The 18,956-nt window shown below is 61.7% G+C and carries 16 protein-coding genes; 7 read left to right on the forward strand and 9 right to left on the reverse strand.

Annotation, left to right across the window (positions count from 1 at the left end):
• Positions 1-23: 23 nt before the first annotated feature.
• The 4 genes from AB4Z13_RS10125 (at position 24) to AB4Z13_RS10140 (ending at position 4,336) form a co-directional block, all read left to right on the forward strand.
• Positions 24-1,511: a CpaF family protein gene (locus AB4Z13_RS10125; protein WP_439017043.1), complete on the forward strand. Its 1,488-nt coding sequence runs from the start codon at positions 24-26 to the stop codon at positions 1,509-1,511.
• A gap of 1 nt (position 1,512) precedes the next feature.
• Positions 1,513-2,520 carry a type II secretion system F family protein gene (locus tag AB4Z13_RS10130; RefSeq protein WP_439017044.1) on the forward strand — a complete coding sequence of 336 codons (1,008 nt, stop codon included), beginning with the start codon at positions 1,513-1,515 and terminating at the stop codon, positions 2,518-2,520.
• A gap of 15 nt (positions 2,521-2,535) precedes the next feature.
• Positions 2,536-3,519, forward strand: coding sequence for a type II secretion system F family protein (locus tag AB4Z13_RS10135; protein WP_113320571.1), 984 nt, complete (start codon positions 2,536-2,538; stop codon positions 3,517-3,519).
• Between the two features lie 184 nt (positions 3,520-3,703).
• Positions 3,704-4,336 (forward strand): LysE family translocator, encoded by a 633-nt coding sequence (locus AB4Z13_RS10140; RefSeq protein WP_037100579.1) that lies wholly within the window; start codon positions 3,704-3,706, stop codon positions 4,334-4,336.
• A gap of 1 nt (position 4,337) precedes the next feature.
• Here AB4Z13_RS10140 and AB4Z13_RS10145 read toward each other — a convergent pair whose 3' ends face one another.
• Entirely contained in the window at positions 4,338-5,171 is an 834-nt protein-coding gene (locus tag AB4Z13_RS10145) for a tetratricopeptide repeat protein (protein WP_113320572.1), read from the reverse strand.
• A gap of 138 nt (positions 5,172-5,309) precedes the next feature.
• Here AB4Z13_RS10145 and AB4Z13_RS10150 point away from each other — a divergent pair, with 138 nt between their 5' ends.
• From AB4Z13_RS10150 to AB4Z13_RS10160, 3 genes are all read left to right on the forward strand, one after another.
• Positions 5,310-6,701, forward strand: coding sequence for a leucyl aminopeptidase family protein (locus AB4Z13_RS10150; protein ID WP_310379737.1), 1,392 nt, complete (start codon positions 5,310-5,312; stop codon positions 6,699-6,701).
• Between the two features lie 188 nt (positions 6,702-6,889).
• Entirely contained in the window at positions 6,890-7,240 is a 351-nt protein-coding gene (locus tag AB4Z13_RS10155; protein ID WP_113298189.1) for a MarR family transcriptional regulator, read from the forward strand.
• Positions 7,241-7,291: 51 nt separating this feature from the next.
• Positions 7,292-8,146: a C40 family peptidase gene (locus tag AB4Z13_RS10160; RefSeq protein WP_439017045.1), complete on the forward strand. Its 855-nt coding sequence runs from the start codon at positions 7,292-7,294 to the stop codon at positions 8,144-8,146.
• 15 nt (positions 8,147-8,161) lie between these two features.
• Here the strand turns inward: AB4Z13_RS10160 and AB4Z13_RS10165 are convergent, their stop codons facing one another.
• The 8 genes from AB4Z13_RS10165 to AB4Z13_RS10200 all read right to left on the reverse strand — a co-directional run bounded on the left by AB4Z13_RS10165 (position 8,162) and on the right by AB4Z13_RS10200 (position 18,865).
• Positions 8,162-9,553 (reverse strand): amidase, encoded by a 1,392-nt coding sequence (locus tag AB4Z13_RS10165; RefSeq protein WP_439017046.1) that lies wholly within the window; start codon positions 9,551-9,553, stop codon positions 8,162-8,164.
• 36 nt (positions 9,554-9,589) lie between these two features.
• Positions 9,590-10,453, reverse strand: coding sequence for an ABC transporter permease (locus AB4Z13_RS10170; RefSeq protein WP_439017295.1), 864 nt, complete (start codon positions 10,451-10,453; stop codon positions 9,590-9,592).
• Positions 10,453-11,400, reverse strand: coding sequence for an ABC transporter permease (locus tag AB4Z13_RS10175; protein ID WP_439017047.1), 948 nt, complete (start codon positions 11,398-11,400; stop codon positions 10,453-10,455). Before AB4Z13_RS10175 ends, AB4Z13_RS10170 begins: the two co-directional genes overlap by 1 nt.
• Positions 11,401-11,443: 43 nt before the next feature.
• On the reverse strand, positions 11,444-12,973 hold the full coding sequence (locus AB4Z13_RS10180) for an ABC transporter substrate-binding protein (protein ID WP_439017048.1): 1,530 nt from the start codon (positions 12,971-12,973) through the stop codon (positions 11,444-11,446).
• Positions 12,974-13,123: 150 nt separating this feature from the next.
• Positions 13,124-14,044, reverse strand: a complete 921-nt coding sequence (locus AB4Z13_RS10185) for a LysR family transcriptional regulator (protein WP_439017049.1) — start codon at positions 14,042-14,044, stop codon at positions 13,124-13,126.
• Positions 14,045-14,088: 44 nt separating this feature from the next.
• Entirely contained in the window at positions 14,089-15,084 is a 996-nt protein-coding gene (locus AB4Z13_RS10190; protein ID WP_439017050.1) for a P1 family peptidase, read from the reverse strand.
• Between the two features lie 138 nt (positions 15,085-15,222).
• The gene (locus AB4Z13_RS10195; protein WP_025669973.1) at positions 15,223-15,417 is read right to left on the reverse strand and encodes a hypothetical protein; all 195 of its coding nucleotides are present in this window, start codon (positions 15,415-15,417) and stop codon (positions 15,223-15,225) included.
• Between the two features lie 520 nt (positions 15,418-15,937).
• Complete coding sequence (locus AB4Z13_RS10200; protein WP_439017051.1) at positions 15,938-18,865, reverse strand: aminotransferase; 2,928 nt, start codon at positions 18,863-18,865, stop codon at positions 15,938-15,940.
• Positions 18,866-18,956: the final 91 nt, after the last annotated feature.

Below are 18,956 nucleotides of genomic sequence, written 5' to 3' on the forward strand. Positions count from 1 at the left end.
ACGAGTAGAATTGGATCGGATCAATGTTCGGAAAACGCGGAAATGAAGGTTTCGGAAAGGCCGGTGTCGGCGGTGTCGCCGCTCCGCCGCCGCCGCCGATGCCGGCTGCCGCCCCGGCAGCCCCATCCGGTCCCGCAGTGCTCGTCGAGCCGTCGCGCGAGCCTGTCCGCCAGCAGGTGGCGCCGCCGCCGATGCAGACGCCGCAGCGCAAGCGCCCCGCTCGCACGGACGAATATTACGATACCAAGGCGCAGGTTTTTTCCGCGCTGATCGATACGATCGACCTCTCGCAGCTTTCCAAGCTGGACGGCGAAAGCGCGCGCGAGGAAATCCGCGATATCGTCAACGATATCATCACCATCAAGAATTTTGCGATGTCGATCTCCGAGCAGGAGGAACTGCTCGAGGATATCTGCAATGACGTGCTGGGCTACGGTCCGCTGGAGCCGCTGCTGGCGCGCGACGACATTGCCGACATCATGGTCAACGGTGCGGGTCAGACCTTCATCGAAGTCGGCGGCAAGACTATCGAATCCGAAATCCGCTTCCGCGACAATTCGCAGCTTCTTTCGATCTGCCAGCGCATCGTCAGCCAGGTCGGCCGTCGTGTCGATGAATCGAGCCCGATCTGCGACGCGCGCCTGCCTGACGGCTCACGTGTCAACGTCATTGCGCCACCGCTTTCCATCGATGGCCCAGCACTCACCATCCGCAAATTCAAGAAGGACAAGCTGACGCTTGATCAGCTGGTGCGCTTCGGCGCGATCACGCCCGAAGGCGCGACCATCCTGCAGATCATCGGCCGCGTCCGCTGCAACATCATCATCTCCGGCGGTACGGGTTCCGGCAAGACCACGCTTCTGAACTGCCTGACGAACTACATCGACCGCGACGAGCGCGTTATCACCTGCGAGGATACGGCCGAACTGCAGCTCCAGCAACCGCATGTCGTGCGTCTCGAAACCCGCCCGCCGAACATCGAAGGCGAGGGCGAGATCACCATGCGCGATCTGGTCAAGAACTGCCTGCGCATGCGTCCCGAACGCATCATCGTCGGCGAAGTGCGCGGACCGGAGGTTTTCGACCTCCTGCAGGCCATGAACACCGGCCACGATGGCTCCATGGGCACGATCCACGCCAACAACCCACGCGAATGCTTGAGCCGTATGGAATCGATGATCGCCATGGGTGGCTTTACCTTGCCCGCAAAGACCGTGCGCGAGATCATCTCCTCCTCGATTGATGTCATCATCCAGGCGCAGCGCCTGCGCGACGGTTCGCGCCGCATCACCCAGATCACCGAGGTGGTCGGGATGGAAGGTGACGTCATCATCACCCAGGACCTGATGCGCTACGAGATCGAAGGCGAGGACGCGAGCGGTCGTCTGATTGGCCGTCATATGTCTGCCGGTATCGGCAAGCCGCATTTCTGGGATCGCGCCCGCTATTACAACGAAGAAAAACGCCTCGCCGCCGCGCTCGACGAGATGGAATCGAAATCGAAGGATTGAGATGTTTGGCATCGATCCGACAGTGCTGGCAATTGTCGTTCTCGCAGCCGTTGCGGCGGCCGCGGTGAGCTATGCCGTATTGTTCTCACGTATCGAGAGCGACAAGAAATCGGCAAGTCGCATCAACCGCGTCAAGTCGGCCGAACTCGACCGTACCAAGGTCAAGGCCGCCCGCGACCGTGTGCAGGAACTGTCGAAGCGCCGCAAATCGATGCAGGACAGCCTGAAGGATCTCGAAAAGCGGCAGCACGAAAAGACCAAGAAGACACTGTCGCTGAAATCCCGCCTGGTGCAGGCGGGACTGCCGATCACGCCCGTCCGTTTCTATCTTTTCAGCGCGCTCTTCGCGTTTGTGCTGCTGGTCGTGCTTTTCATCGTCGGCGCATCGACACCGATCATGCTCGGTATTCCCGTGGTCGCAGGGCTTGGTCTGCCGCGCTGGGTGCTGGGCTTCCTCGTCTCGCGCCGCCAGAACAAGTTCCTCGATGAATTTCCGAACGCGCTCGACGTCATCGTCCGCTCCATCCGCTCCGGCCTCCCGCTGAACGATGCGATCCGCCTCGTTGCGACCGAGGGGGTCGAGCCCGTCAAGGGCGAATTCCGCCGTATCGTCGAATCGCAGCAGGTGGGTCTCAGCGTGCCCGAAGCCTGTGCCCGCATGACCAATCAGATGCCGTTGCAGGAAGTCAATTTCTTCGCGATCGTCATCGCCATCCAGTCGCAGGCCGGCGGCAACCTGTCGGAAGCGATCGGCAATCTCTCCAAGGTGCTGCGCGACCGCAAGAAGATGAAGGCCAAGGTGAAGGCGCTGTCGATGGAAGCCAAGGCATCTGCCGTCATCATCGGCGCCCTTCCATTCATCGTTGCCACGCTCGTCTACCTGACGTCGCCGCAATACATGATGATCCTGTTCACCGATCCGCGCGGCCACTTCATCATGGGCTTTTCGGCGGTCTGGATGTCGATCGGCATCTTCGTGATGCGCAATATGATCAACTTCGATATCTAGCGGGAGCAAAGCAGCATGTCGCAGGAACTCGCCGCAACATTGACCGACCCCGCCATGATCGTCGCGGTGCTCGTCGCCATTGCCGTCTTTGCCACCTTCTACACGCTTGCCGTTCCCTTTTTCGAGCGCGGCGATCTCAACAAGCGCATGAAGGCTGTCTCGACCGAGCGCGAGCAGATCCGCGCCCGCGAGCGAGCCCGTATGAATGCCGACGTCGGCGGCAAGGCCACGCTCAGAAGCCAGAACAACCGGCCCGTCCGCCAGATCGTCGAGCGTTTCAACCTGCGCAAGGCGCTCGTCGACGACAACACGATGAACAAGCTGCGCGCAGCTGGCTTTCGCTCGGAAAACGCGTTGAACACCTTCCTCGTCGCGCGCTTTCTTCTGCCGTTTCTCTTCCTGGCCGTTGCCGCATTCTGGATGTTCGGACTCGGCAACCTTGCGGAGAAGGGCCTGCCGATACGGGTCTTCATCGTCATCGGCATCGCCTATATCGGCTTCTATGCACCGAACATCTATATCTCCAACCGTATGGGCAAGCGTCAGCTATCCATCAAGCGCGCCTGGCCGGACGCGCTGGACATGATGCTGATTTGCGTGGAATCGGGCATTTCCATCGAAGCGGCCATGCGTCGCGTCTCCGAAGAGCTCGGCGAACAATCGCCGCCGCTTGCCGAGGAAATGGTGCTGACGACCGCTGAGCTCTCCTTCCTGCCGGATCGCCGCGCCGCACTCGAGAATCTCGCAACCCGCACCCAGATCGATCTCGTTCGTTCGGTCACCCAGGCGCTCATGCAGGCGGACCGCTACGGTACGCCCATTGCGACGGCGCTGCGCGTGCTTGCGCAGGAAGGCCGCGACGAACGTATGAACGAGGCGGAAAAGAAGGCTGCTGCCCTGCCACCGAAGCTGACCGTTCCGATGATCCTCTTCTTCCTGCCGGTATTGATCGCCGTCATCCTTGGTCCCGCCGGCATCCAGGTTGCCGACAGGTTCTGACGCTTGCCGCCGTCAAGAGATCCGATGACCCCGCTTTTCCGCGTGACTGGCGAAACGGATGGCGACCCATCGATAAGGGCGGAACTTCGCGCCACCCGCTTGGCAACCCTTGATCACGTGAGCAATACCGGCAAAACTATACAGCGGTTTTGCGTCTGGAATTGTGTGAAAATGGAGTTTTGCCATGTCCTCTCTGGGCATCTTTATCAGCATCATCAGCGCTTTGATGATCGGCGCTATGAGCCCCGGTCCGAGTTTCGTCGTCGTCTCGCGGATTGCCATTTCCCGTTCCCGCTTTGACGGACTTGCCGCTGCACTCGGCATGGGCATCGGCGGCGTGACCTTCGCTATCCTTGCGCTTGCCGGCTTGACGGCGCTGCTTTCACAATTCGAGTGGCTCTATCTGGTGTTGAAGATCGCTGGCGGAGCCTACCTGCTCTACATCGCCTTCGCGATCTGGAAGGGAGCAAGCGAGCCGCTTGTATTGTCGGGCGATGTCGCCGGCAAAAGCGTGCCGGCACGCAGTTTTACGGCTGCTCTGTTGACGCAGTTGAGCAATCCGAAGACGATTGTTGTCTACGCCAGCATCTTTGCAGCACTGCTGCCCAAAACCGTGCCGGCGGAGCTTTTGCTGGCGCTGCCGGTGGGCGTCTTCCTGGTGGAGGCGGGATGGTATGCGATTGTGGCATTTGCCTTCTCGGCCCATCATCCGCGAAAGCTCTATATCGCCGCCAAGGTCTGGATCGACAGGGCGGCAGGCGCTGTCATGGCCGGCCTTGGCCTGCGTCTCATCCTCTCGGGACTGAGCAGCAAATAGGTCAGTTGGTACTGGCGGCGGCAGACGACGTCGTGTCTTTTGCCGCGAGCTTCTGCCAGGAATTCTGCTGGGAAAGCATGCCGCGCAGATAGGCGACATTCGCATCGGCCTGCTGCGGCGAAAGCTCGCGCCGCGCAATCTGCTCTGCCTCGGGGAATCTGCCCTGCAGGCCGACGACGAGGGCGAGGTTCTGGCGCACGCGGCTGTCGGCGGAAGGCTGGCCGGCGGCCGAGCGCAGATAGGTTTCCGCCGTGCGCAGATCGCCTGTCAGAAGATAGGACATGCCGAGGTTGGAAAGGATCGACGGCTCGTTCGGCTGAATATCGAGCGCATCGCGGTAGCGCTGGCGTGCGTCGCTTGGCTTGCCCATCTGATCGAGGATCGCGCCTTCCGCCGAGATCAGCCGCCAGTCGGGCCGATCGGGTGTCTGTGCCCTGCCGATCGTATCCAGCGCCTGCTGAAGCTGCCCCGCAGCGGCCTGCGCCTTGCCGTAGGCGGCAAGCACGTTGCGATCACTGGGATTGGCGATGGCAACCTGCTGCATGACGGCAAGCGCTTGCGCGTCGCGTCCGTTCATCCGCAGCAGATTCGCATAGTTTACGCCGTTGACGGGATCGCGCGGATTCTTCTCATAGGCCCGGCCGACGCGGTCGATGGCGGCCCGCAATTCGTTGGCATCCATCTGCTCGACTGGCCTGTCGAGTTTCGGGATCGAACCGGTTGTCATCCGATCCTTTGATGTCGTCGAGCAGCCGCCGAGGGCGAGCATGGCGAGAAGAGCCACGGTTCCCTGAAAAACACGCTTCTTATAAGGGGTAGAGGCCGAGAAGGGCATTGCGCGTTCCTGAATAAATCGGCGCCTGACCTCGAAGCGGAACAGGGAAAGGTTTGACGCAATCTTCGCTCCAGCAATAGTCTGTTAACCCTAACAGACCGTTAAGAAATGATTCTGCCCCGCCGCTTAAGGACAATCATGGCCCCCTTCCAGTTCATCGAAAGACCCACGCCTTTCAACACCAAGGGTGGGTCGACGCTGCCCATCTTCGCTGTCACGCCCGCCCATATCGAAACCGGCACGATCGATCCGATCGCGCTCGATTGGGCCGGCAAGGCCGGCTACAAGGCGGAAAGCGGCTCGGTGCTGCTGATCCCCACCGCCGAGGGTCACCTCGGCGGCGCGCTCTTCGGGCTCGGCAGTAATCCGTCGGAACAGCCTTTTATAACCGGCAAGCTAGCCCGCGCACTTCCGGCCGGCGACTGGCACATCGAGACCGCACCGCTGACGGCCAACCGCCTGGCGCTCGGCTTCGGTCTCGGCAGCTACCGCTTTGACCGCTACAAGTCTGAAAAATCCCCGGCTGCGACGCTGATGATCCCGCGCGATGCAGACGGCAACGAGATCAAGCGCCAGCTCGCCGGCGTCTTCCTCGCCCGCGACCTCATCAACACGCCGACCAACGACATGGGTCCGGAACAGCTCGAAGCCGCCTTCCGTGGCTTGGCCCAGCACTACAAGGCGGAGATGTCGGTCATCATTGGCGACGACCTGCTCAAGGAAAACTTCCCGCTCGTCCACACTGTCGGCCGCGCCAGCGCCGATGCGCCGCGCCTTCTGGAGCTGCGCTGGGGCAAGAAGGGCCACCGCAAGGTGACGCTGGTCGGCAAGGGCGTCTGCTTCGATACAGGCGGTCTCGACATCAAGCCGGCTTCCTCCATGCTGCTGATGAAGAAGGACATGGGCGGTGCGGCAAACGTCATGGGCCTAGCGCTCATGATCATGGATGCCAAGCTGAAGGTGGATTTGCGCGTCATCATCCCGGTCGTCGAGAATTCCATCTCGTCGAATGCCTTCCGCCCCGGCGATATCTACAAGAGCCGCAAGGGCCTGACGGTCCAGATCGACAATACCGATGCCGAAGGCCGCCTGATTCTGGCCGATGCGCTCGCTTATGCCGACGAGGAAGAACCCGATCTGCTGATCGACATGGCGACCCTGACGGGTGCCGCTCGCGTTGCCCTCGGCCCCGATCTGCCGCCCTTCTTCACCGATGATGCGATCCTCGCTCACGACTTGACGGAGGCAAGCCTCGAGACGGACGATCCGCTCTGGCGGCTGCCGCTGTACGCCGGCTACGAGAAGGACATCCGCACCAAGTTTGCCGATATCACCAATGCTCCGGCGGGCGGCATGGCCGGTGCGATCACCGCGGCACTCTTCCTGAAGCGCTTCGTCAGCAAGGCAAAGAGCTGGGCGCATTTCGATATCTACGGTTGGGCACCGAACGAGCGCGCACATTCGCCTGGAGGCGGCGAGGCGCAGGCCATCCGCGCGCTCTACCATCACATCCGCCACAGCGTCCGCTGAGCCGCCAAAGCATGTCGAGCAAAAGTGTGCAGCGGTTTTGCGATAGCGATATGTGAAAACAAAGGCCTTCGCTGAGCCGATCGTTAAAATTTTATTCACCTTGTGAGGCGGCATTCTGTGCCGCCTCTTGCTTGCGCGCTGTAACTGCCGGAAAATGAAACGTTAGCGTAACGATTTCCGGAGGGGCCGTGCCGATCGAACTGACCGCCTCGCAGGCGCTGGGCCTCTGGCACAGTGTGGCGCTCAACCAGGTCCGTCACGACAACAGAGATTTGACGTTGCGCCAGATGGCGATCCTGCTGCATATCTATCTGGTGCCGCCGCCGCATACCGTGCGCGGACTGGCTGCGACGCTGAACGTGACGAAGCCGGTCATCACCCGGGCGCTGGATACGATGGGGGAAATGGGCCTCGTCGATCGCGTCCGCGACGATGCCGACCGGCGCAACGTCATCATCAAGCGCACCGTTGGCGGTGCGCTTTATCTCGAAAAGCTCGGCGACCTCGTGCGCGAGCAGGGCCGCAAGCTTTCGGTCTGAATGGCCCCCGACTGAAAGGGCCATCTGAAAGGCCCATCTGAAAGGAATGTCATGACGATGCTCGACCGCCGCCTCCACGCTTATCGCCCGGATCTCGCGGAAGCCGGCCTCGAGGGCAAGGTCGAGGCGACGCGTTTCGTCAGCGGCACGCCGGCCCGTGTCTGCGTCCCGGTCGTTGCCTTGCGCCCCCAGCCGGACTTTGCCCGTGGCATAGACACGGAACTGCTTTATGGCGAGGATATCACGATATTCGATCGCGCTGACGGCTGGTGCTGGGTCAAAGCCGCATCGGATGGCTATGTCGGCTACTTGCCCGAGGACGCAATTGCAGAAGCAGCGATGACCCCGACCCACATCGTCGTTCCGCAGCGCACCTTCCTCTATCCCGAACCGGAATTGCGCAAACCCTATAAGACAGTGCTTTCCATGGGTAGCCGCGTTCATATTGCCGGCGAAGCGGAAGCGCGCGGCAATCGCTATCTGGTGCTCGATGACGGCACCGCGATCTTCTCGAAGCACCTGCTGCCGCTGGGTGCCTTGGACGGCCAGGATTATGTCGATATCGCCGCCCGCTTTCTGGAAACGCCCTATCTCTGGGGCGGCCGTTCAGGCCTCGGTATCGATTGCTCCGGCCTCGTCCAGCTTGCGCTGCAGATGACCGGCAGAAGCGCGCCGCGGGATACAGACATGCAGGCGGCTGATCTCGGTGAGCCGATCGAGCGCTCGGATGTGCGCCGCGGTGATCTGGTCTTCTGGAAGGGGCATGTTGCGATTTTCGAAGATCCCGAAACCATCATCCATGCCAACGGCCATACGATGACCGTTGCGCGCGAGAATTTCGAGGCGGCCGTCGAGCGCATCGGCTGGCTATACGAGCAGCCGACCGGCTATCGCCGTCCGTTCTGACGTTACCTGCAATCGTCAGGCCGCTGGCGGCCTTGGCCAGTCTTTCACGCCACCCGTCCAGTTTTCGAAGGCTTTCGAGAGCCTGAGCACCCGCATGTCATCGAAGCGCGGCCCGACGATCTGCAGGCCGATCGGCATGCCGGATTTCGAGAAGCCGCAATTGATGGACGACGCCGGCTGCTCCGACATGTTCCACGGCACCGTGAAGGCGATATGCTCGAAGGGCAGCTTCGGATCGTTGGTCGGCGAGGGCCATTCGGCCGGATAGGAGACGATCGGATTGGTCGGTGACAACACCGCATCGACCTCGGTGAAAAGCCGGCCGCAGGTCTTGCGCATCTCGATCGTCTGATTGAAACCCTTGACGGCGTCCACGCCGCTGACATCGGCACCGCCCTTCGCCCATTCGTAGATATAGGGAAGAATACTCTCGCGGCGTTCCTCGCTGAGCCCGGCAATGTCGCCCCAGAAACGCGCGCGCCAGAAAGTGTCGAGCCCATCCAGCATGGCGCGCGTCAGCACCGGTGCGGCTGGAACGATCGTTGCCCCGGCCTTCTCGAAGAGCCTAGCTGCCTCTTCGACCGCTATCCTCACATCCTCATCGACGGCAAGACCGCAGCCGGCATCGAGCATCAGCCCGATCCGCATGCCGCTGAGATCGATATCGAGATCCAGCCAGTCGAAATCATTCGGCGGCAGGCTGGTGCCGTCGCGCCAGTCGGGACGGGAAAGCGTCGCCATGGAATAGGCGGCATCCTCCACGGTGCGGGTCATGGGCCCCGCACAGCGCCCGACATAATAGGGATCGACCGGAATGCGCCCATGGCTTGGCTTGAAGCCGAAGACGCCGGTCCAGCCCGCCGGCAGGCGCACAGAGCCGCCAATATCGGTGCCGACATGCAGCGGCCCGTAGCCGGCAGCGGTTGCCGCCGAGGCGCCAGCGCTCGAACCGCCGGGGTTTTGAGTGATGTCCCAGGGATTGCGGCTCAGAGGATGAAAGCTGGAAAGGCCCGAAGAGAGCATGCCGTAATCGGGGCAGGTCGTCTTGGCGAAGATGATTGCGCCATCTTCCCGCAGACGAGCCGCCGCCGGGGCATCCGCTTCCGCGGGCTTCAGTTCGATCGCTTTCGTGCCAAGCGGTACTGGCTGGCCTTTGGTCGCGATCAGCTCTTTCAGCGTGACCGGGATGCCGTCCAGTGGACCGAGTGTTCCGCCTTTCATCCAGCGTTCGCTCGATGCCTTCGCCTGCTCGCGCGCCGCCTGCGGATCGTAGAGATAAAGCGCTGCGATCGAAGGTTCCCAGGCGTCGATATGCCTTTCGAGGGCAAGCCAGTATTCGAGCGGCGAGAGGCTTTTGTCAGTGAAGCGCCGCCTGAGTTCGTGGATGGTGAAATCGGTATCTAGCATGGTCTGGTCTTTCGGGCGTTTTGTCTTGGGAGGACATCAGCGGCTCGCTTCGCGCGGGTCGAAAAGATCACGCAGCCCGTCGCCCAGCATGTTGAAGCCGAAGACGGTGAGCGCGATCGCAAGGCCGGGCATAATCGCCAGCCAAGGGGCCAGCGAAAGGAAGGTCTGGGCATCCGCCAGCATTCGCCCCCAGGTCGGCGCCGGCGGCGCCATGCCGAGGCCGAGGAAGGAAAGGCCGGCCTCGGTAAGAATCGCCAAGCCGAGCTGGATCGCTGCATGCACAATGATCTGGCTTATGATGTTCGGCAGCACATGTCGGACCGAGATCGTGAAGCGGCTGTTGCCGATCGCCTGCGCCGCCAGAACGTAATCTCGGCTCCAGGCCTGCAAGGAGGTAGCGAGCGTCACGCGGGCAAAGACAGGTACCATGAAGACCGCGATTGCCGTGATGGCGGTAAAGCGCCCCGGTCCCAGAAAGGCGCCGAGGATCATGGCCGAAAGGATCGGAGGTAGGGCGAAGATCACGTCGCAGGCGCGCATCATCAGCGTCTCATAGGGGCCACGGATCGCAGCCGCGGAAATGCCGGCGATCGAGCCAAGCGTCCCACCGATGGCGACCGCGCTGACGGCGATCGACAGCGAATTCCAGCATCCGACCATCAGCATGGAGAGCACATCGCGGCCGAACTGGTCCGTGCCAAGCAGGCCGAAGGCAAGCGGCGGCTGCAGCTTGTGAATGATCTGCATCTTTGCCGGAGGCAGCGGCGTCCAGACAAGCGACAGCAGGGCTATCGCGGCCAGAAAGCCAACGATCACGGCTCCGGCGATCAGATTCTTTCGCCGGCTAAGCCTGAAGCTTCTGCGTCGCGGAATGATGGCGGAGGAGACGATGGGTGCCATCATGCCGCCTTTCGCATGCGCGGATCGATCACGAGATAGGAGAGATCGACGATGAAGTTCATGACGATGACGAGGCTCGCGAAGAACAGCACGACATCCTGCATGACGATGATGTCGCGCTGCGACAGCGCCTGAAAGGCAAGCCGGCCAAGCCCCGGCAGGTTGAAGACGTTTTCGACCAGAACCGCGCCGGCAACGAGAAAGGTGAATTGCAGCCCGAGGATGGTCAGGATCGGGACCAGTGCATTCGGCACGATATGCCGCCAGAGCACGGTGCTGCGCGCCAATCCTTTGGCGACGGCCGTACGGGCGAAATCCTCATGCATTGTGTCGAGTACGGCAGATCGCGTCACGCGCGTCAGCACTCCGGCTTGCGGCAGAGCCAGCGCTACGGCCGGCATCACCAGCGCCTGCAATGCAGGCAGAAGCCCGGCGTCCCATCCCGGAAAACCGCCTGCCGGCATGAGACCGAGCGTAGTGGAAAACAGGATGATGAGCAGCAGCGCCACCCAGAAGGCCGGCACGGCGATGCTGACCTGCGAGAAGACCGTGGCAATCGCATCCACAATGCCGCCGCGCCGCGCCGCCGCCAGCACGCCGAGCGGCAAGGCAATCAAAACCGAGAGCATGATGGCGATCAGCGCGAGCGGCAGCGTCACTGCCAACCGCTCGATAATCAGCCCGGCGACCGGAACGCCATAGGTGTAGGATTGTCCGAGATTGCCCGAGAAGACACCGGCAAGCCATTGGCCGTAACGAAACAGAAGCGGCTGGTCTAGGCCGAGCTCATGCCGCAGCGCCGCCAGTGTCTCCGGGCTTGCCGAAGTGCCGAGCATAATCGAAGCAGGATCGCCGGGCAGCAGATCCATGACGGCGAAGATCACCAGCGATACAACGAGAAGGGTAATGGCAAGGCCGGCAAGGCGGCGGGAAAGCAGTGCGATCATATCGTCTTCATCACCCTGTCAGTCGCCGCCCGCACTCGGTTGTTTAATCTTCCCAGGAAACGTTGCTGAGAACGTTGGACGGGATCGGCTCGTTCTCCCACAGGCCCTTCAGCCTCTTGTCCCAGACGCCGAGCTTGGGCATGACGAAGAGGTAGAGCGCCGGCACGTCCTCGGCGAGGATCTTCTGTGCTTCGCCGTAGATCTTGGCCTGTTCGGCCGTATCAGTAGTCTCCTGCACCTTCTTCATGAGATCGTTGAAGGCGGGGTTCTTGTAGTTGAAGTAATAGGGATCACGCGAATAGATATCGATGTCCATCGGCTCGGCATGCGCGACGATCGTCATGTCGTAATCGCGGCTGGTCATCACATCCTTCACCCATTTCGCCGGAAATTCCGTGGGCTCGATGTTCATGGTCACGCCGATTTCGGCAAACATCGCCTGCATCACCTGCGCGCTGCGCGGGGCGTAGGTCATCTGTGGCGATTTGATCGTGAAGGTGAAACCACTGGGATAGCCGGCTTCGGCAAGCAGTGCCTTGGCCTTTTCGACATTGTAAGGCAGCACGCCTGTCGCGTCCTGATAACCGGGATCGTTCGGCGTATAGTGGCTGCCGATCGCCGTGCCGAGGCCGGACCACGCGCCGTCGATGACGGTCTGGCGGTCGATCGCCATCATCAGGGCCTGACGCACGCGCTTGTCGTCGAAAGGCTTGCGGGCATTGTTCATGCCTGCAACGACCTTGAGCTCGGTATTGCCGACCTTGGTCGCGAGACGCGCGTCGCCATCGAAGGAGCTCATCAGCTCCGGCGCGGCAAATTCCGGAAAGGCGTCAAGATCGCCGGATTTCAGTGCTGCCGCCTGTGCCTGCGGATCGTTGATGAAGCGGAAGGTCACCTTTTCGAGCTTGGCCGTGCCGTCCTTGTTCCAGTAGTCGGCGTTCTTGACCAGTTCCACATGATCGCCCTTGGCCCAGGTGGAGAATTTGAACGGTCCGGTACCGACAGGCGTCGTCTTGTCGTCCGCTGCAGACTTCGGGCCGACCATGACGGAGGCCGGCCAGCCGAGCCAGTAGATCAGGCTGCCGGTCGGGGCGGAAAGATGCAACACCAATGTTTCGGCATCGGGTGTGTCGATGGAGGCGATCGACGCGAAGAAGCGCTTCTGCGGATTGACGGAATCCTTGCCGCGGGCGCGGTCGAGAGCGAACTTGGCGGCGGCCGAATCGAAGGCCTCGCCGTCGTGGAATTTCACGCCGCTCTGCAGCTTGAACGTATAGGTCAGGCCATCGGGGGAAATTTCCCAGCTCTTGGCGAGCTGCGGCTGCACCTTACCGGTCTCGTCGATGCTGACCAGCCCTTCGAAGACATTCTGCCAGGTGACCTGGCCGATGGCGACCGGTGCGGCGATCGTCGGGTCGAGTCCAGCAGGCTCGACGCTCATACCGAGATTGAGTGTGGTCTTGGCGGCTTCGGCGGGCGTCAGCGCCAGCATCATGATGCCGGCGAAAAGCGCCGCACCAATGGAAAGACGCCGCATGAGACGCGCCGACGGCACGAGCGAGACCTTGATCATCCTGTTCCCCTGTTTGGTTCCGCTGCTTGGCGGATCCCTTTTGCGAGTAGAGTGACACTACGGCAGTGCACACACAATGACGATTTTGTGTGCTCAGCGTAGCCGAAAAAGCTACACCGCAATTCTTGCCTTGATGCAAGTCCGCGAGTTCTACTCTTTGCTGTCGGTCTTGCGGTTCGATTGCTCGCGCATGAAGCGTTCGATGAAATCGAGAAGCTTCGTTGCGGCAAAGGAAAGCTGTCGATCGGGCGCCACGCAGAGATCGACATGCGTGCGGATGCTGGTCTTGCCGGCAAAGGGAATGGCGCAGAGCTGCCCGGCCTCGATCTCGCGGCGAACGGTCAGCGCCGGCAGCAGCGTCACCGCCGCGTTGCTCAACACCAGTTCCTTGAGCATCTCCAGCGAACTTGTCACAAAAACCGGATCGAGGCTGAGCCCTTCCTTCTCGAAGAGCGCGTCGAAGGCCTGGCGAAAACCAAAGGATTGATCGGGCAGAGCCAGCGCGTAATCGGCCAATTCCTTCAGGGGAATATCCGGACGCGCCGCTGCGGGGTGGCTCGGCGAGGTGATGAGGTCGTAGGCGATTTCCGAGCGCAGCCGCACCTTGGTGCCGGACATCGGCGGCGCAAACAGGGTCACCCCAATATCGGCTTCCGCACTGTTGACCGCTTCGATGGCCGCCCGTGCGCTGGTGATCGTCACGGCAAAGCGCAGCTTGGGATATTTCAGGCTGAATTCGGCCAGCGCAGGCGCAAGCAGATTAGCAACGGTTGCGCCGTTTGCATAAATGTTGACGCGGCCGCGCTGCAGGCCCTTCAGATCCTCAATCAGCTGCTGCACATGATCGAGCTCGCGCAGGGTGCGCCCGGCACGCGCCGCCAGCAGCTCGCCGGCAGCCGTCAGCTTCACACCGCGGGCGCTGCGTTCCACAAGGGGCGCGCCGAAGTGGTATTCGAGGTTCTCGATCTGCCGGCTGATGGCCGTCGGCGCGACATTCAGGTTTTCGGCGGCCTGGCGCATGGAGTTGGTTCGCACCAGCTCGTCGAAATACATCAGCGCCCGAATCTGCATTCACCCGTTCTCCGCCGTGAGGCTCTTTTATGTAATCTAGGCAACTAGCGTCCGGCCGGATAGCGGTCGCGCCATGCCATCAGCGCATCCGGCACCGGAAGCGCCGTCGCCTCGTAGACGCCGCGCGCGATCGCCCGCGCCATGACGATCCCGGCCAGATGACACAATTCCATCAGGCTTGCCATGTCGTTGCGCTTGTGTTTGCCGGTGGAAGCCGCAAAAATCGTATCGCCATCGAGCGGCAGGTGGGCGGGCAACACGGCGCGGGCCAGCCCGTCATGGGCGACGATGGAAAGCCGGTGCGCCTCCGCCTTGATCAGCGATGCATCGGTGACGATGGCGCCGATCGTCGTGGCCGTCGTCTTCACGCCCTTCAGCCGCAGGCTGTGGTCCATCAGGCTGGGCAAGCCGAGCCCGCCGAATTCTGCATTCTGTTCGAAGGGGGCGGCCCAGAAATGCGGGCCTTCGCCGATCGTCGCCGTACCGACGGCATTGACGGCGACGATGGCCGCGATGCGATGCCCGGCGCTGCTGACCGCACTTGCCGAGCCGAGCCCGCCCTTGAAGGTCGCGGTCGTTGCCCCCGTGCCCGCACCAACAGTGCCGAGATCGAACGCGCCCTTGCAGGCGGCTTTCACGGCCTCATAGCCCATCTCGCGATAGGGCGAATGCACGCCCCAATCCTTGTCGCCGCCATTCAGCAGATCCATCAGGATCGCCTGGGGCACGATCGGAATGCGAACCGGGCCGACCTGAAATCCACGTCCCATCTCTCGCAAGCCTGCTTGCACGCCGCCCGCAGCGTCGAGACCGAAGGCCGATCCGCCCGACAGCACGAAGGCGTCGACAGCATCGACGACCATGGAAGGGTCGAGCAGCGCTGTATCGCGCCCGCCCGGCGCACCGCCGAGCACGCTGCCGGAAGCGACTGCCGGTTCATCGAAGACAATGGCCGTGACGCCGGAACCAAGCGAGAGGTCGGTTGCGTGGCCGACGGAGACGCCTTCAATATCGGTGAGGAGGTTGAGAAGATCGGACAAGCGCTGGCTCCTGTCTTGAAGGGAAGCGCGCCGATAGGAAGTCAAATGCGTTTAAAAGACAAGACTGGCAAAAAACAAGACCGGCCCGTTTTGCCGGGCCGGTCGGAAATCCTCTGAGTATTAAAGCCGCGTTCTGCGTCAGGCATGAAGGGGCTTCGGGTGGCGGCGGGTCATCAGGTCGTGAATGGCCAGCTTCACCTCGGCGGGCGAGCTGAAATGCTGCTCGTCGAGGTCATGGACATGGAACTTGACGGCAATGAACTTCAACCGGTCATCGTCCGGAATGACGATCCCGACCGGGATGCCTGCATATTCGATAACTTCTTTTTTCATGCGTAGAACTCCTGCCGCGCGGATGCGCTGGCTATGGCGAATTGACTTGTCTGTTACCGTTGAAAGGGGACGAACGTCACATTCGACAGTTCGGGCGGGAGAGGGCGCCCGGACGGTCATTGCCAAGTACAGATCGCCCAAGGACTCTGGCGAGAATTGCGAAATCGATCATGTCTCGTTCCTTGTATTGGCGTTGCACTTGCGTGGTCCCGGTAGAGCCCGGGGCCGGTGAAAGACCATCTCTTTAATCTACTAACTTAGTAGAGAATAGCCGATGGCCTATAAGAAACATATTCCGAAACGTGTCAAAATATCGGCGATCCGAAAAATTTCATTCCATCGCACGTCGGTTTGCAGAAAGAAATCTATCACGTCTTCGTGCAACCCATGTGACGGTCCGAGTAGCCTCGTAATCGCCGAAGCAGAGATAGGAGGCCGATCTGATTCCGGCAATGGGGCGTTTGGTTAAAATTTGGAAAGCCTTGAAAAGACCGAATTAGTAAACGGCTGGAGCCCTTGTCTACCAGCCTTCCCGAAGCACCTTTTCCAGCATATCGGCGAAGAAATCGGCGCTTTGTTCGGTGAGGCAGAGCGGCGGCTTGATCTTCAACACATTCAGGTGATCACCTGTCGGCTGCATGATGACGCCGAGTTCCAGCAGCCGGTCGCAGATCGCCACCGTCTCTTCGGTCGCCGGCTCCAGCGTCGTTCTGTCGCGCACGAATTCGAGGCCGAGATAGAGGCCCATTCCATGCACGGCGCCGACAATCGGATAGCTGTCGATGAGTGCCGCCAGTCGCGCCTTCAGATGGTCGCCCACCTCCCGGGCATTGTCCTGTAGCCGCTCCTCGGCCATGACGTCGAGAACCGTCATTCCGGCAACGCAACTGACCGGGCTGCCGCCGGCCGAGGAGAAGAAATAACCTTCCTTCTCCAGCGAAGCGGCGATCTCCTTCGTTGTGATGACGGCGCCGAGCGGATGGCCGTCACCCATGCCCTTGGCAATGGTGATGATATCGGGCACGACGCCTTGCTGCTCGAAACCCCAGAAATAATGGCCGAGCCGCCCGTAGCCCACTTGCACTTCGTCGGCGATGCAGAGGCCGCCGCGCTCTCGCACGTGCCGGTAGACCTCCGTGAGATAGCCGTCGGGCAGTGGAATGCCGCCGGCATTGCCATAGACAGATTCGGCAATGAAGCCGGCCAGCCCTTCGCTCTTGGCATCGATGGCTTCCAGCACCGGTGTTATCGTGCCGAGATAATCCGCTGCGGTTTCCGGCCCACGGAACTGGCCGCGATAGGTATTGGGCGAGACGACGGCGTGAACCCAGTCCGGCCGTGTCGTCAGCGCCTGCGGATTGTCGGCGACAGAGGTGGAGACGGCATCGCTTGCCACCGACCAGCCGTGATAGCCCTCCAGCAGGCAGAGCATGTTGCGTTGGCCGCTATGCGCCCAGGCAAGCCGCAACGCCAGGTCGTTCGCTTCCGAGCCGCTGTTGACGAGGAAGACGGCATCCATGCCGTCGGGCGCCAGCGATGCCAGGCTCTCGGAGAATTCCGCGACGGCGGCATAGTGGAAGCGCGAATTGGTGTTCAGCATCAGCCATTGCTGGCCGATCGCTTCCGCCATGCGCGGATGACCATGGCCGAGGATCGTGACATTGTTGACCATGTCGAGATAGGCGCGACCCTCGATATCGAAGAGATGCTCCTTCCAGCCGCGCTCGATCTGCGGCGGGTGCGCGTAATAATTCTTCTGCGGACTGGCGAAATGTGCCTGCCGCAGCTCGAGAAGCGCTGCCGTTTCGGGTTTTGGTGCATCCGCACCCGGCCCGAGGAGCACCGAAGGCGAGGGGCAGAGCGCGGACCACGCCTCGGCTTGTTGCGGTGTCGAAAAGAGTGGCGGCTCGAAGCCGGCGATGCTGCAAAGCTGCAGGCGCAATCCGCCGAGTGAGGACGTCTCGCCGGAGACCGTGCCGAGCCCCTGACCGGCGGCGACCTCGCTGCCGTCCTCGACTGAAAGCTCGATGCCGTCGATATGCAGCTTCATATCGGCGCCTGTGAGGACCAGATGTTGGTCGTACCAGGTGATCCGACCGGCAAAGGGTGCCGCAATGATACTGCCGGCCGCAAGGCAGATATCCATATGCAGGGCATAGGTCGCCTGGACTTTTGCACGGTGCAGGCCGGCGCGGGACAGGCGATATTCGCCGTAACGCGTCGCCGCGGTTCCCGTTTCCGCCGCAGCACGGGCAAGAAGCCGCCAGTCCATGTCGGTCGCCAGCCAGTTGCCGTCAGAAAAATGCGGGCTCTGCACGCCGAGATCGACATAGGCGATGGATGCAGGATCGATCTCCGGCAAGAGCGGCTGCCAGTCCGTCGTATTGACACCGGCAATATCGAGACCGGCCGCTTTCAGGATAGCCGCTTCCATCAGTTCGAACGGTACGGACATCGCCGTATCGAAAATGCGCCGTTCGCCCTCCAGATTTCCTCTGACATAGTCATTATCGGGATCGATCGCGATCTGCTGCTCGCTGCTGGCGACGAGGATGACGGCGCGCGCCACGATGAGCGGCCAGAGTGCCTTCAGTTCGTCCTCGATCAGCGGATAAATCTCGTGATAGGCTTTCACTGCCGGCAGAATGTAAAAGGGATCGCCATCTGCCTGATGCAGCAGAGAGGCGCAGGTCACGGCAAGGTCGCCGACCAGCCAGCCGCGGATGATGTCGCCGAAATCGATCACGCCGTCGGGAACAGGCCGCCCATGCAGATCAGGGCGGCTGACGACATTGTCACCCGTCACGTCGTGATGAACCGCCTGAAGCCGCAGTGACGGCGCAAGCGGCTGGATGCGGCGCACAGCCATGACCATCGTCTTGGCGATCCTGTCGCGCGCGGCGCTGTCGGTGATGGACGAAAGCAGTTGCACGGCCACGGGCCCGGCGCGGCGCAGGTCCCATTGCAGGCTGCGGTCGAGCCCGGGATGGGTAAAATCGGCAAGCGCCTCAGCCAGCCGCGCGCAGAGCGCGCCGAGCGCCGCGACCGAGGCGGGCGCCAGATAGGCACGGTGGGTCAGGCCTTCGCCTTCGAGATATTCCAGCAAACGGACCTGATAATCCTGCTCCCGCACGCTGACGGAAACGATCTCCTGCCCCTCGGTGGACGCCATCACGTTGGGAACACGCGGCGCACTCGCCTTGGCGCGCAAATGGTGGATCGCCGCATTCTGCGCCTCGAGCTCTTCTGTCTCGTAGGCGGCATGGCAGATCTTCAGCACATAGCGGCCGTCTTCCGTGTCGAGCCGGTAGTTGCGGTCCTGCTGGCTGCCGAGTTCGGACAGCGTGCCGGAAAGCCCGTAATGGGAAAGGAGGATATCCGCGGCTTCGGAATCAGTAACATCCGGGCGCGGCAGCGCCATGCGGTCCACAAGCGCTTCCTCGGTCATGGCACCCCTCCGCGGCATGATTCGACTGTCTATTAAAACAGATAATCAGGCACTTGCCGACAAGCAACGGAAGATTGCGCCAGCCGCGGAT

The organism is Rhizobium sp. YAF28 (assembly GCF_052113285.1).
Classification (GTDB): domain Bacteria; phylum Pseudomonadota; class Alphaproteobacteria; order Rhizobiales; family Rhizobiaceae; genus Rhizobium.